Source organism: Bradyrhizobium sp. BRP23 (assembly GCF_020194135.1).
In the GTDB taxonomy this organism is placed as follows: domain Bacteria; phylum Pseudomonadota; class Alphaproteobacteria; order Rhizobiales; family Xanthobacteraceae; genus Bradyrhizobium; species Bradyrhizobium yuanmingense.
The window spans coordinates 439,128-452,246 of record NZ_JADYVW010000005.1; the positions used below are offsets into that span (position 1 = coordinate 439,128).

Annotated in this window: 16 protein-coding genes and 1 tRNA gene; 10 read left to right on the top strand and 7 right to left on the bottom strand. The window is 64.4% G+C overall.

Annotated features, from left to right (window positions below):
* The first annotated feature begins 21 nt into the window (after positions 1 to 21).
* Positions 22 to 399, top strand: coding sequence for a DCC1-like thiol-disulfide oxidoreductase family protein (locus tag I6F24_RS17045; protein WP_036009586.1), 378 nt, complete (start codon positions 22 to 24; stop codon positions 397 to 399).
* Positions 400 to 417: 18 nt separating this feature from the next.
* Here I6F24_RS17045 and I6F24_RS17050 read toward each other — a convergent pair whose 3' ends face one another.
* The 3 genes from I6F24_RS17050 to I6F24_RS17060 all read right to left on the bottom strand — a co-directional run bounded on the left by I6F24_RS17050 (position 418) and on the right by I6F24_RS17060 (position 2,022).
* Positions 418 to 654 carry a hypothetical protein gene (locus I6F24_RS17050; RefSeq protein ID WP_036009587.1) on the bottom strand — a complete coding sequence of 79 codons (237 nt, stop codon included), beginning with the start codon at positions 652 to 654 and terminating at the stop codon, positions 418 to 420.
* A 506-nt stretch (positions 655 to 1,160) separates the two neighbouring features.
* Positions 1,161 to 1,499 carry a hypothetical protein gene (locus I6F24_RS17055; protein ID WP_036030379.1) on the bottom strand — a complete coding sequence of 113 codons (339 nt, stop codon included), beginning with the start codon at positions 1,497 to 1,499 and terminating at the stop codon, positions 1,161 to 1,163.
* 16 nt (positions 1,500 to 1,515) lie between these two features.
* Positions 1,516 to 2,022 (bottom strand): hypothetical protein, encoded by a 507-nt coding sequence (locus I6F24_RS17060; protein WP_036030382.1) that lies wholly within the window; start codon positions 2,020 to 2,022, stop codon positions 1,516 to 1,518.
* 171 nt (positions 2,023 to 2,193) lie between these two features.
* Between I6F24_RS17060 and I6F24_RS17065 the strand changes: the two genes are divergently transcribed.
* Positions 2,194 to 3,000: a lytic murein transglycosylase gene (locus I6F24_RS17065; RefSeq protein ID WP_036030385.1), complete on the top strand. Its 807-nt coding sequence runs from the start codon at positions 2,194 to 2,196 to the stop codon at positions 2,998 to 3,000.
* A gap of 145 nt (positions 3,001 to 3,145) precedes the next feature.
* On the opposite strand, the gene I6F24_RS17070 is transcribed toward I6F24_RS17065, so the two are convergent.
* Positions 3,146 to 3,982: an SDR family NAD(P)-dependent oxidoreductase gene (locus I6F24_RS17070; RefSeq protein WP_036030388.1), complete on the bottom strand. Its 837-nt coding sequence runs from the start codon at positions 3,980 to 3,982 to the stop codon at positions 3,146 to 3,148.
* A 121-nt stretch (positions 3,983 to 4,103) separates the two neighbouring features.
* On the opposite strand from I6F24_RS17070, the gene I6F24_RS17075 reads away from it, so the two are divergent.
* The 4 genes from I6F24_RS17075 to I6F24_RS17090 all read left to right on the top strand — a co-directional run bounded on the left by I6F24_RS17075 (position 4,104) and on the right by I6F24_RS17090 (position 7,701).
* A complete protein-coding gene (locus I6F24_RS17075; protein WP_036009616.1) occupies positions 4,104 to 4,478 on the top strand; it encodes a response regulator in 375 nt (124 codons plus the stop codon).
* 44 nt (positions 4,479 to 4,522) lie between these two features.
* Entirely contained in the window at positions 4,523 to 5,134 is a 612-nt protein-coding gene (locus I6F24_RS17080; protein ID WP_036030390.1) for a LysE family translocator, read from the top strand.
* 707 nt (positions 5,135 to 5,841) lie between these two features.
* Complete coding sequence (locus tag I6F24_RS17085) at positions 5,842 to 7,041, top strand: GGDEF domain-containing protein (RefSeq protein ID WP_036030394.1); 1,200 nt, start codon at positions 5,842 to 5,844, stop codon at positions 7,039 to 7,041.
* A gap of 33 nt (positions 7,042 to 7,074) precedes the next feature.
* Positions 7,075 to 7,701, top strand: coding sequence for an N-acetylmuramoyl-L-alanine amidase (locus tag I6F24_RS17090; protein ID WP_036030397.1), 627 nt, complete (start codon positions 7,075 to 7,077; stop codon positions 7,699 to 7,701).
* 121 nt (positions 7,702 to 7,822) lie between these two features.
* Here I6F24_RS17090 and rpoH read toward each other — a convergent pair whose 3' ends face one another.
* The gene (gene rpoH / locus I6F24_RS17095) at positions 7,823 to 8,722 is read right to left on the bottom strand and encodes an RNA polymerase sigma factor RpoH (RefSeq protein ID WP_036009602.1); all 900 of its coding nucleotides are present in this window, start codon (positions 8,720 to 8,722) and stop codon (positions 7,823 to 7,825) included.
* A 218-nt stretch (positions 8,723 to 8,940) separates the two neighbouring features.
* A complete protein-coding gene (locus I6F24_RS17100; RefSeq protein WP_109145262.1) occupies positions 8,941 to 9,948 on the bottom strand; it encodes an RluA family pseudouridine synthase in 1,008 nt (335 codons plus the stop codon).
* Between I6F24_RS17100 and I6F24_RS17105 the strand changes: the two genes are divergently transcribed.
* The 4 genes from I6F24_RS17105 (at position 9,947) to I6F24_RS17120 (ending at position 12,357) form a co-directional block, all read left to right on the top strand.
* Positions 9,947 to 10,291, top strand: coding sequence for a hypothetical protein (locus I6F24_RS17105; RefSeq protein WP_036009606.1), 345 nt, complete (start codon positions 9,947 to 9,949; stop codon positions 10,289 to 10,291). The two genes, I6F24_RS17100 and I6F24_RS17105, sit on opposite strands and share 2 nt — an antisense overlap.
* Before the next feature lie 57 nt (positions 10,292 to 10,348).
* Positions 10,349 to 10,423, top strand: a tRNA-Glu gene (locus I6F24_RS17110).
* 117 nt (positions 10,424 to 10,540) lie between these two features.
* A complete protein-coding gene (locus tag I6F24_RS17115) occupies positions 10,541 to 11,317 on the top strand; it encodes a nuclease-related domain-containing protein (protein WP_199751042.1) in 777 nt (258 codons plus the stop codon).
* Positions 11,230 to 12,357, top strand: a complete 1,128-nt coding sequence (locus tag I6F24_RS17120) for a UvrD-helicase domain-containing protein (protein WP_225151077.1) — start codon at positions 11,230 to 11,232, stop codon at positions 12,355 to 12,357. Before I6F24_RS17115 ends, I6F24_RS17120 begins: the two co-directional genes overlap by 88 nt.
* A gap of 320 nt (positions 12,358 to 12,677) precedes the next feature.
* On the opposite strand, the gene I6F24_RS17125 is transcribed toward I6F24_RS17120, so the two are convergent.
* Positions 12,678 to 13,097, bottom strand: coding sequence for a CBS domain-containing protein (locus I6F24_RS17125; RefSeq protein ID WP_036009620.1), 420 nt, complete (start codon positions 13,095 to 13,097; stop codon positions 12,678 to 12,680).
* Positions 13,098 to 13,119 lie beyond the last annotated feature (22 nt).

A 13,119-nucleotide genomic window follows, 5' to 3' on the forward strand; every position in this document is an offset into this window, starting at 1 on the left:
TCCGACGAGAAAGGCTCATTGATGCCACCCCACCTCACCGTCTACTACAACACCCGCTGCCCCGTCTGCGACGCCGGCATTGACTGGCAGCGCAACAAGCTGCTGGCGCTGGTGCGCGCGGGCACCGTCGAGTTCAGGGACATCAACGAGCAGCCTGATGCACTGGCGCACTTTGGCGCTTCGCTCGACGACATCAGGCGGCGCCTACACGCGACGGATGAGGCCGGGCGGCTCGTCGTCGGCGCTGATGTCGCGATTGCGCTGTGGCGGTTGACGCCGGGGCAGGGGTGGCTTGCGGTGCTGTTCGGCAATCGCGTGGCGCTGCCGATCACGCGGTTTGCCTATGACCGGTTTGCCGATCTGCTATTTGCCTGGAATAAATGGAGCGGGCGCTGGTGAACGCCCCGCTGTGCCCGCCTACTTCTTCTTCGCTCCCACCCGCTCGATCCGCTTGATCTCCAGCGCCGGGCGGCCGCTCTTTTCCGCGATCTCGCGGTCCTGTTCCATGATGAAGTTGCGGGCGGGTTCGTCGCCGTCGAGGCCGCCGAGCAGTTCGGAAGGGACGCGGCGGTTGGAGCGTTGGGAATCGTCTTCGTAGACGACGTTGAAGAAGGCGAATTCGCCTTTGGGGTTGGTTCCGGGTTTTTTGGCCATGGCGGCTTGTCCTCGATCAGGACGCCGCAGTCAAATGACTTTCGGGATTGTGACCTTCGCGATCGTCGCCACGCCCTTCAATAAACGGCGGGCCGAAGCCCGCCGTTTATCTTTTCAGCGTCGCCCGGGGCTGGCAGGGCGACAACCTAAAATAGAAGGCTATAGAAGGCGCGCCGCGATGGCAAGGTAAATCGTCGCGCGACGATGTCGCAGCAGGCGCATCAGATATGCAGCTGATGGATATCGCGATTTCCCACAATTTCGAAAATCAGATGCTTTGGATCCTCGAAGTACTTTGTTCATCTTGCTGCGCTCTCGGAAGGCAACGAGAGCGCGCGGGCGTCAGCGTCTGGAGTCTTGCGATGTTGGCACCATACCACTGTTTTGCCCGACGGTCAACGTCGATTCGGAAAAATCGCAAAGATCACATCAAGACTTCTACTGTGCATGGGGTTGTTTTTGCGGTTTTGTTTCGGCGCCGCCGCGCACGCTTCGCGCTGCGCGCCTCAATCTCGCCGGCGGTGCACCACCTCCTGCACGGCGAGCCGCGATCCCCGTCCGCCGCCTTTGTTGCTACGCTCCTTGCGTCCCTGCGCCATGATCGCGCTGCCCATCGCGGCCGAGCCGAAGGTGATGAGGAAGGAAGCGAGCAGCAGCACGAGCGCAATGGCAGGTGCGCGGTCGGCGAAGATCAGCTCCCGCAGATGCCCGGGATTGAGCCAGAGCAGGCCGCCGACCAATAGCATTGCGGCGCAGGCGCCGATCGCAAGATTGATGGCGAGCAGGCGAAATAGCGGGATGCGGAGGAGCGAGCGGGTTGATGGAGGCTGCTGGCGATTGGGCATGGCGATGACGTTCCCCTCACGCCGCCGGCGCGGCGCGCGCGGCCTGCTGTCGCTCCATCATGGTCTGCCACAACGTCGCGATGCTCTGTTGCGTCTGCGGCGCGATCAGGCAATGGCCCTCATTGTCGAAGCCGCAGAACCGCACGGAAGCGTCCTTCTTCACCTCGGTCAGCGCCTGGTTGATCATCTCGAGGCACGTCATGACCTCGCTGACGTCCGAGAGGCGCGTGTGATGCAGGAGGTCCATCAGGCGGAACGTCATCACCGCGGGGCGGCCGAAGCTGATGCCGGGGCGGCCGAGCTCGAACAGCACGTTCACGGCCGGAAGCACGCCGCGGATGTGCTCGAGCACGCCGGCCATGTCTTCCACGCTGCAGGCGACGAGGTGGGGGACTTGCGGCGGCGCGGCCGCCGGCGTCCGTGGCGCAAGGCCGAGCGCGGCGATCACCTCCTGCTCGATCCATTGCCGCACCGGGGCGGGCGCATTGCGGATCTGCTCGGCGGTCAAGGTAATTCCGGTCATGTGCGGTTCTCCTGCTCGGTCCAGTCTAGAAAGCATGGCGTGAGACGGTTTGATGCGGATCAAGCCTTGCTTCGAGCCTTGTCCTTCGAGCCTTGCGCTTTGACGCTCGTGGCGTTCCCGGGCATGATCCTCAGCGCTGCTTCGCGCTGGGATTCTTGGGGATTGCTCCACATGCTGAGACTGCTTCTCGCTGCCGCCTTTGTCGTGTCTCTGGCCGGCGGGTCGGCGCAGGCCGCCCGCTGCGGCGGCGACTTCAACAGTTTTGTCGCCAGCATGGCGCAGGAGGCTCAGGCCGCCGGCGTCTCGGCTGGCGTGACCAATGCGGCGCTCGGCGGCGTGACGCCCGACCCTGCGGTTCTCGCCTTCGACCGGCGCCAGCGCTACACCTTCAACAAGACCTTCGAGCAGTACGTCTCGACCCGGGTCGGCCCCGGCCGCGTCAATGGCGGGCGCGCGATGCTGCAGCGGCATGCCGCGCTGCTGTCGCGCATCGAGCAGAAGTTCGGCGTGCCCCGCTATATCCTGGTCGCGATCTGGGGGCTGGAGAGCGATTTCGGCAAGGGCGACACCGGCAAGCTGCCGGTGGTCCGCACGCTGGCGACGCTCGCGCATGATTGCCGCCGCACCGATCTGTTCCAGGGCGAGCTGCTCGCGGCGCTCAAGATCGTGCAGCGCGGTGACCTGCAGCTGCGCGACATGATCGGCGCCTATGCCGGCGAGATCGGCCAGACCCAGTTCCTGCCATCGTCCTACATCAAGTACGGCGTCGATTTCGACGGCGACGGCCATGTCGATCTCCGCCACAGCATCCCCGACGTGCTCGCCTCGACCGCGAACCTCCTGCACACGAGCGGCTTCAAGATGGGCCAGCCCTATGGCGAGGGAACGCCGAACTTCGAGGCGATGCGCGAGTGGAACAGGGCGGTGGTGTACCGCAAGACCATCGGCTATTTCGCCGATCGGCTGATGGGGCAGTGACCACATCATCGGTGTCATCACCCGCGAAGGCGGGTGATCCAGTATTCCAGAGCGGCGCGGCTAGAGCCGAGAAGCCACGGCGTACTGGATTCCCCGCCTTCGCGGGGAATGACAGCGGTGGGTGTGGAGGCCGTTGCGCTCCTGGCTACTTTTCTATCCCCTTCGCCATCTTCTCCAGCCGCCGCTGCAGCGGCGCCCAATACGTGCCCGGGCGGAAGCGCTGCAGCAGGTCCATGAAGCGAGCGTCGTTGCCGATCAGGATGCGCGGCTCGTTGCGCTCGATGCCCCTGATGATGCGCAGTGCCGCGTCCTTCGGCGAGGTCTTCGCCGCGTTCTCGAACCGTTCGATCGATTGCGCGCGGCGGGCATTGTCGGTGACGCCGACGCCGGTGCGGGCGTTGCGCGCGATCGCGGTGGCGATGCCGCCGGGATGCACGACCGACAGCTTCACCGAGCTGCCCGCGACGCTGAGCTCGTGCCGCACGCTCTCCGAGAAGCCGCGCACTGCGAACTTCGCCGCGGCATAGGCCGATTGGCCCGGCGGGGCGATGATGCCGAAGATCGAGGAGAGGTTGACGATGTGGGCCTCGCTCATCGTCTTCAGGTGCGGCAGGAAGGCGCGTGTGCCGTGCACCACGCCCCAGAAATTGATGTCGAACAGCCAGTCCATCTGGGCCTGGTCGATCTCCTCGAATGTGCCCATCAGCGCAACGCCGGCATTGTTGACGACGATGCCGAGGGAAGGATGCGCGGCGATGGCCTCGCTCGCGAACTGCGCGATGTCGCCGGCCTCGCCGACGTCGACGCGGTGCAGGCTGACCTTGCGCGTTGTTCCGATCTCCGCCGCGAGCGCCTTCAATCCACCCTCGTCGCGATCGGCCAGTGCGAGGTCGCAGCCGCGTTGCGCGAGCTCGATCGCCAGCGCCCGGCCGATGCCGCTCGCGGCTCCCGTGATGGCGGCGGCGCCCCGAATCGTCGTCATGAGTTCCCCCGTCAAGTCCCCGATGATGGAACTATGAATTACTTTTTTTTGAAATGAAACCGAACCCACGTCCGCCTGGGTTTTTAACATCCGTTATGAGGGCATGCATTGGGAGCCGCCGATGGGACAAGCGACGCCATTACGCGCGACAGCGCTGATCGTTGAAGACGACGCCATGCAGCGGGAGATGCTTTGCGTCCTCCTGGAGGAGAGCGGCTACCAGGTCATCCAGTGCGAAAGCGCCGAGGCCGCCGAGCGCGTGCTCGACAAGAACGCCGGCGCGCTCTGTCTGATGCTGACCGACGTCCAGCTGGCCGGCCGCATGAACGGTGTCGAGCTCGCGCATGTCGCCAAGGACCGCAATCCGAAGCTCGACGTCGTCGTCACCTCGGGCCGGCCCTTGAAGCAGGCCTTGCCCGACGGCGCCAAGTTCTGGGCCAAGCCCTGGGCGCCGCTCGACGTGCTGCGCGAGGCCGAGATCGCTCAGCTGTCCTGACGCGCCCGCTTTCTCGCAGCGCCCTGCGGTGATAAGGTCGGACCATGACCTGGTCCTTCCTGCTCACCTCGCTCATCGTCGTCGCTTCCCCCGGCACCGGCGTGCTCTACACGCTGGCCGCGGCGCTGACCCGCGGTTCGCGCGCCAGCGTGGCGGCCGCCTTCGGCTGCACGCTCGGCATCGTGCCGCACATGGCGGCGGCGATGCTCGGTCTTGCCGCCGTGCTCCACACCAGCGCGCTCGCCTTCGCCGCGCTGAAATGGTGCGGCGTCGCCTATCTGCTCTACATGTCCTGGCAGGCGCTGCGCGAGACTGGGGCGCTGGCGGTTGGCGGCGAGATCAGGGAAAGATCGAGCAGCCGTGTCATCGTCACCGGCTTCCTGATCAACATCCTCAATCCAAAACTGTCGATCTTCTTTCTCGCCTTCCTGCCGCAATTCATCGCGGCGGACGAGGCCCATGTGCTGGCGCGCATGCTGGAATTGAGCGGCGCCTTCATGGCGATGACGTTCGCGGTGTTCGTCCTCTACGGCCTCTGCGCCGCCGCGGTGCGCGAGCGCGTCATCTCCCGCCCGGCCGTCATGGCCTGGCTGCGCCGCTCCTTTGCCGCCGGCTTCGCCGCGCTCGGCGCCAAGCTGGCGTTGTCGGAAAGGTAGGTCTTCGTCACCTCTCGAAAGGTCTCGTCATGCCGGGGCTTGTCCCGGGCATCCACGCTCTTCGGACTGTGCGGCAAGGCGTGGATGGCCGGGACAAGCCCGGCCATGACGCTGTTAGAGCGGGTACACTTCGAACTCTCGCACAATAAAAAAGCGGGCCTTGCGCCCGCCACCTTCGATCGACCCGACGCCCGGGCGGAGCTCACTCCACCCGGGCAAAGAAACAGAAGCCTCGTTACTTCTTCTTCGCCTTCTTGGCCTTTTTCGCCTTCTTCTTCGCCGCCTTCTTCGCTTTCTTAGCCATAGTATCCTCTCAAGGGTTAATGGTGGAACGCGACACGAGGGTGCTCGGCGGAGGGCCAGCCTCGCAACATCCTCGACGACAAACTCAGCAGATTCGGAGCCGGCTGCCCCGCGTCGTCACATCCGTGTCATCCTGTTATCCACAGCTCAGATGCACTTTCGGGTGATTTTTGGCGCGAATCCGCTCTACGCGTCAGCACGGCCATCGGCCGCGGCAGCCTTAACGATCCGGCAATAGCCGCGTGCCGTTCATGAATCCAAAACCAAGGGCGCGTTTTCGCGAGCCGCAGTGAGAATCCATTAAGCGCAACCATCGCATTGTCTTCCGCAAGAAAACGGGGATGGGTCATGGACGGACGGCTGCCGGGATCGGGGGGCGGGACGCTGCGCGTGCTGTACGCGTCATGCTGAACGTACCGACATTGTGGACGGTCTTCGTCGTCAACTTCCTGGCGCTCGGCGTGATCTGGGCCTACGTGACGCGTTCCTATCCGAATTTCGCGGCTGCGCGGTTCTGGATGGCATCGGCCTTCGTCGGTGCCGCCGGCGCGATGACGGCCTTGATCCGTCTGTTCGTCGCCTCTCCCCTGCCGCTGCTGCTCGGCGCCGGCGGTGTCATCGCTGCGAGCTGCCTTGCCGCCATGGGAATTCAGCGCTTCTACGACCGGCCGGTCTCGTGGCGCCTGATGACCGCGACGGGGTGCTTGAGCCTTGTCGGCGTCGTGCTCTTCATGGTCGGATTCGAGCACATGCAGCTGCGCATGCTCAGCTACACGTTCGGTCAGGCCCTGCCGCTGATGCTGGCGCTGCGTCTGTTGTTGTCGCCGGAAGGCCGCGTCAGTCCGGGCGCCAAGCTGTCCGGCATCGTCATCCTCAGCATCATCGCGATCCTGCTCGTGCGCACCGTGGGCAATCTGCTCGGCTACGATCTCTCGGCGCGCGCCGGCGGCCAGGCCCATGCGATCATGGTGCTCGGGCTGCTGTTCCTGTCGATGACGCTCAATTTCGGTTTCCTGCTGATGGCGATGGACCGGTTGCGGGGCGAGGTTGCCGACCTCGCGTTGCTCGACGATCTCACCGGCGTTGCCAACCGGCGGCATCTCTTGCAGCGCCTGACCGAGGAATGCGCCCGTTCGGGGCGCAGCGGTGAGCCGTTCTCGCTGCTGCTGATCGACCTCGACGGCTTCAAGACCATCAACGACACCCATGGCCATGCCGCCGGCGATGCCTGCCTCAAGCACTTCACTCTGATGGCGCAGACGCGCCTGCGGCCCGGCGACATGCTCGCCCGCACCGGTGGCGACGAGTTCTGCATCGTGCTGCCGTCCTCGTCGCTGCGCGAGGCTGCCGCGATCGCCCGCCGCGTGCTTGAGGTCTGCCGGCAGGATGCCGTCAGCTGCAGCGGCCGCGACATTCCGATCGCGATCTCGATCGGGGTTGCGGAGTGGGATCGCGGCATCGGGGAATTCCCGGACCGCCTGATGGCCAATGCCGACCATGCCCTCTATGCGGCCAAGAAGAACGGCAAGAACGATTTTGCGGTCTATGACCCCACCCCGCCGTTATCGCCCGAGTCTGTCGGGACGGTGAGGACATTCGCGTAAAGCCTGTTAGGCTTGGGTCGCATTGGACCCTGCATGATGATATTTCGCCTGCTCGCGGCCGTGTTGGCCGCTCTCCTTCCGATCTTCCCCGCCGCTGCTGCGGATGCCGAGCTCGCCAGGCTCGCGCGCGCCTCCGGCACGCCCGACATCCCCGGCTTGAAGATCGTCTGGCTGGCGCCGTGGGGCGACCTCGCTAGCGCAAGATCCTGGCGCAACATCATCGTGCACCAGACCGAGGGACCGGCGGGCTCTGCCCGCGGCGGCGCGCAGGCCCAGGCGAAGAACCCGACGCGGCGCGGCGTCACGGTCTGGGTCGAGACCGACGGCACGGTCTATTGGGCGGTCGCCGAGAACCTCGTGCCGACCCACAGCGACGGCGCCAACCGCAACGACAACAAGTACATCGACAACCGTCCGACCTACCGCCAGGTGGTGCGCGACAATTCGATCGGCGTCGAGTTCGCCGGCAATTATCCCGACGTGACGGCGGGGCCGACCGAGGCACAGGTCGCGGCGTGGAGGATCCTCGTGAAAGTGCTGCGCGCGCGCTACGACATCCCGCTCGAGCGGGTCTACGCGCACAACTGGATCGACTACAAGGACGCCCGCTATTGCGAAGGCTGCACGCTCGCGACGATGGCAAGGCAATGGGGGGAGTAGGCGGTGTGCCCACACGCACCGCTATCGGGCGCAGTTCGCATCACACCAACAAAAAAGCCGGCGTTGCCGCCGGCTTTTCGTCTCTTTCGATCCGCCAATCTCTGGCGCTGAGCCGCCGCGCTTAATGCGCGGCTTCCAGCGCGGCCTGTTCGGCCTTTGCGATCGTGCCCTTGACCGCGGACTGCACCTTCTCGAAGGCGCGGACCTCGATCTGGCGGACGCGCTCGCGCGACACGCCGAACTCGGCAGCAAGGTCTTCCAGCGTCATCGGCTCATCGGCGAGGCGGCGGGCCTCGAAGATGCGGCGTTCGCGCGGGTTGAGCACGCCCATGGCGCCGTTCAGCGCGTCACGGCGGTGATCATACTCCTCGTGCTCCGCCATCATGGCTTCCTGGTTGGGCGTGTTGTCGACCAGCCAGTCCTGCCATTCGCCGGCTTCGCCGTCGTCGCGGATCGGTGCGTTGAGCGACGCGTCGCCGCCGAGGCGGCGGTTCATGTCGATCACGTCCTGATCGGTGACGCCGAGGCGCTTGGCGATCAACTTGACTTGGTCGGGGCGGAGATCGCCTTCGTCCAGTGCGTTGATCTTGCTCTTCGCCTTGCGCAGGTTGAAGAACAGCTTCTTCTGGTTCGCGGTGGTGCCCATCTTCACGAGCGACCACGAACGGAGGATGTACTCTTGAATCGACGCCTTGATCCACCACATGGCGTAGGTGGCGAGACGGAATCCCTTCTCGGGTTCGAATCGCTTCACCGCCTGCATCAGGCCGACATTGCCTTCCGAGACGACCTCGGAGATCGGCAGGCCGTAGCCGCGATAGCCCATGGCGATCTTGGCCACGAGGCGGAGATGGCTGGTGACGAGTTGGTGTGCCGCGTCGCGATCGTCATGCTCACGCCAACGCTTGGCGAGCATGTACTCCTCCTGCGGTTCCAGCATCGGGAATTTGCGGATCTCGGCGAGGTAGCGAGAAAGGCCGGATTCTCCATTGAGGACCGGCAAAGCAGCGGTACGGGCCATAGTGCGCCCTCCAAAAGGTTCAGGCCCCCGATAGCGGCGGGCCAGGCAGACGACCGCTGTGTTAAAGCCGGCCGTAGCTGCGATGTTCCGCGTTGGTCATTTCAACGCAGACGCAATATACCCCATCGGGGGTCAAAAAGGGAAGGATTGCTGACGTCACGTCCCCGTGTGGCAGCTATAACTTTTTGTAATGTAAAGGCTTTCTGAAGCGGCCTGCGTCATAGCGCCGCCTTGAGCGCACGTTCCAGGAGAAGCAAATCCTCCGGCAAAGGCGCCTCCCAGTGCAGTAATTCTCCCGTCCTCGGGTGCTCCAATACCAGCAGGTAAGCATGTAAGGCCTGCCGCCCCAGCGCCGCCAAAGCTGCCTGCGACTCGGGGCCGAGCTGGTTGGCCTTGGTCTTGAAATGCGGGCCATAGACGGCATCGCCCATCAGCGGGTGGCCGATATGGGCGAGATGGACGCGGATCTGATGGGTGCGGCCGGTCTCGAGCTCGCAGGCGAGCAGGGCGGCGACGCCCTTGCCGTCGCGTCCATGAAAGCTCTCCAGGATTTCCCAATGCGTCACCGCCTCGCGGCCACCCTGGCGTACGGCCATCTTCTCGCGTGCATGCGGATGCCGGTCGATCGGCGCATCGACGGTGCCGCGGTGCCGGTTCGGCACGCCCCAGGCGAATGCCATGTAGCCGCGCCGCATCGCGCCGGTGCGGCCGTGATCGGCGAATTGCGCCGTCAATGAAGCGTGGGCGAGATCGTTCTTGGCAACCACCATCAGCCCCGTCGTGTCCTTGTCGAGCCGGTGCACGATCCCGGGCCGGCGCACTCCGCCGATGCCGGAGAGCGAGGCGCCGCAATGGGCGATCAGCGCATTCACCAAGGTGCCGGTCTCGTGGCCGGCCGCGGGGTGCACGACGAGGCCCTTGGGCTTGTTGAGGACGACGATGTCGTCGTCCTCGAACACGATATCGACGGCGATGTCCTCCCCCTTGGGCTCGGCGGGCGCCGCTTCCGGCACGTCGATTATGATCGTATCGCCGGATGCGACGTGATAAGCGGGGTCGCGGACCGCGGAGGCCTTCAGGTGCACTGCGCCCGCCAGGATCAGGGCTTTCAGCCTCGATCGCGACAGCTCCGGCAGGCGCGCCGCCAGCACGCGGTCGAGCCGGGCCGAGCCCTCGGAGCCTTCGACCACAACCTCCAACCTTTGCGCTGACCCAGGGCTTTCCATGACGACGTCTGATACCGCTGTTCCCGAACCGACCCCCGAGCAGGCCGCGCTGTTCGCGCGGGTGCGGCGGATGATGCTGATCGCGGGGTTGACCACGGCGCTGGCGTTCTGCGCCGTGCTGATCGCGGTGGGCTACCGCCTTTTCAAGTCTGAGGGAAGGGCGGTCGAAGCGGCAAGCGATGTCACTGCCACCCTGCCCAAGGGCGCCAGAATCGTCTCGACCGGGGTCGCCGGCGACCGCCTCGTAGTGACGCTGGATCTCGGCGGAATCATCGAGATCCGCACCTTCGATGCCCATACCCTGAAGTCGGCCGGACGGCTGAAATTCGCCAATGAGCCGTAAAACGCCCCTCGGGGTCCTTGCGGCGGACAAATTTCGAGGCTATTGGCTAGCCCTCACGCTCCCTTCGTCTAGCGGTTAGGACGCGGCCCTCTCAAGGCTGAAACAGGGGTTCGATTCCCCTAGGGAGCGCCAGCTGATCCTAAGCCATTGAAAACCTGCACACTCTAGGCGACCATGTCAGCCTGGAGAGACCGCCCTGTTGCACTTTGCCTCACAAGGTGGTCCGCAAATGGTGCTCGCGGTCGTGACATGGCTATCCTGATCCCGAGTCTCGGCTTCGCGCGCTTCGACAGCCGTGGTGAGCTACGACTGGCGGAACGATTGAAGGACTTCCTCGAGGAGAACGCCGTCGTTTGGCACAACCTGCCTGTCGGGCCTCGCAACCGGCATCCGGACTTCATCATCATTCATCCCGCGAACGGCCTGCTCGTGCTCGAGGTGAAGGATTGGCGCCTGGAGACGATCGTGTCGGCCGACAAGACGAAGGTCGAACTGCTGACAAGTCGTGGTGTGGTGCGGGAAAGCAATCCGCTGGAGCAGGCTCGCAAATATACATTCGAGGTCGTGCGCACGCTTGAGCGCGACGGGCAATTGTTGTTTCCGCCGGGACATCGCCTCGCGGGCCGGTCCATCGTTCCGTTCGGCTTCGGGTCCGTGTTCACTAACATCACCCGCAAGCAGTTCGATCAGACCGATCTCAAGGAGGTGTTCTCCGGGCATCTCTGCCTGTTCAAGGACGAGATGACCGAGGGCGCGGACCCCGAGGAATTCCGGTCGAAATTGTGGCGCATGGTTCATCCGCGTCTCGAAGAGCCGCTGTCCATGCCGCAATTCGACCGCCTGCGCGCGCTGCTGTTCCGGAGGTTCGGATACGACAGATTGCCCTGCCTTTGGACGATGCGCCTCGCGCCGATTCTTCGGATCGGACGCTCGCGGTCATGGACCTTCATCAGGAGCAGTTCGCGCGCAGCCTGGGCGAGGGGCATCGCATCATTCGCGGCGTCGCCGGATCGGGCAAGACCCTGATCCTCGCTTTTCGCGCCGAGTATCTGGCACGTGCGGCGGCAAAGCCGGTGCTGATCCTGTGTTACGCCAACGGCATCGCCGGCCGGCTTGAAGATGCCATGCAGAGCAGGGGTGTCGAGGACCGCGTTCAGGTTCTCACCTTCCACTCGTGGTGCTACCGGATGCTGCGGACGTACGGGATTACCGCCCCATCCGAGCGAGACTATCCGGACTACGCGGAGCGCCTGGCTGCGAGCGTTTCAGAGGTCGTGAAGGCGGTCGATCACGGCCATATCCCGGCGGAGCAGTACGACGCGGTCCTGATCGACGAGGCGCACGACTTCGAACCGCAATGGCTCGCGCTTGCGGCCAAGATGGTGAACCCGCGCACCAAGGCGCTGATGGTCGTCTACGACGATATCCAGGCTATCTATAAGGGGCGTGAACGGCCGGTCTGGAGCCAGCTCGGCATTGAAGCAAAGGGCAGAACGACCGTACTGAAGGTGAACTATCGCAACACCGCCCAAATCGTTGCCTTCGCGAGACGCTTCGCCGCGGACGTCATCGGCGCTCCCGGCATCACGGCCGACGACGAGCACGCCATCCTGCTGCCCGAAGATGCGGGTCGGCAGGGACTGGAGCCGGATGTGCGGCGGTGCGTGAGCATCGAGGCGGAAGCTCACTGCGTTGCCGAGTGGTTTCTCGACCGTAAGAAAGCCGGCTACGAGTGGTCGCAGATGGCGTGTCTCTACCCGGAGCACTGGATCGGCGGACGGGTTGCGCAGATTCTCGCCGGGCATGGTGCGCCGATCGACATCGCCAAGGACAATCGCAACCGGGTTTCGGTCAAGCGGGTCGCCGTGCGATTCCTGAGCATGCACAGCGCGAAAGGGCTGGAGTTTCCCTGCGTCGCCATCGCCGGCTTGGGCCTGCTCGGCCGCTACGGCGAGACCGTCGAGGAATGTGTCCGGCTGACCTATGTCGGGGTGACCCGGGCAACTCACGAGGCGCTCCTGACGTATTCGAGCGAGTCGGCATTGGTGCAGCGCTTGATCGCGTAGCCCGACGCCGCGCAGGCGCTCTTTCACGCGGTAGTGCAGTCGATCGAGCGGAGGATCGCCCGCTGCACGTCCGCATTCGAAAGAAACACATCTTGGTAGGTTGCGCGTCGCAGCGTCATCGATGATGACGTGATCGAGTGAACGGGCCTTGCATCCATTCCGGCGCAACTTGCATTCACTCCGGCGCAAAATGAGCCGCATCGCGTCGTCGCTTCTGCGCCGCGCGATAGTTGCACCACGAGCGCATGACTCGGGCTCCCACTCAACCCTATTCGGGGGGATCGCGAGAGGAGCCGTGGCCATACGTTTTGGCGGTAACTTCAGTGATGCGCCGAAACGCTTCTGACGGTCTCGGTGAGCATGTCACCCGATGAGGAATGGCTGACGTCACCCAGGCTGATGATGCCGACCATCCGCTTGCTCTTGTTGATCACCGGCAGCCTGCGGACCTGCAGCTTCTCCATATGATGCATCGCCTTGGCGAGGTCATCGTCCTCGCGGCAGCAATGGATGCCCTCGGTCATCACGTCACGTGCCGTCGCGCGGCCGGCATCGAAGCTGTGGCTCGCGAGTCCTTTGCAGACGATGTCGCGGTCGGTCACCATTCCGACCAGCTTGTCATCCTCGCCAATCGGAATGCAGCCGATGTCATGTGCCCGCATCAGTTTGGCAATCTCGGTGATTGGGGTGTCGGGGCTGACCCAGTCGACACCCTTGTGCATCACGTCTTTGACTTTCATGGCGAGCCTCCGTTCGTGGGTT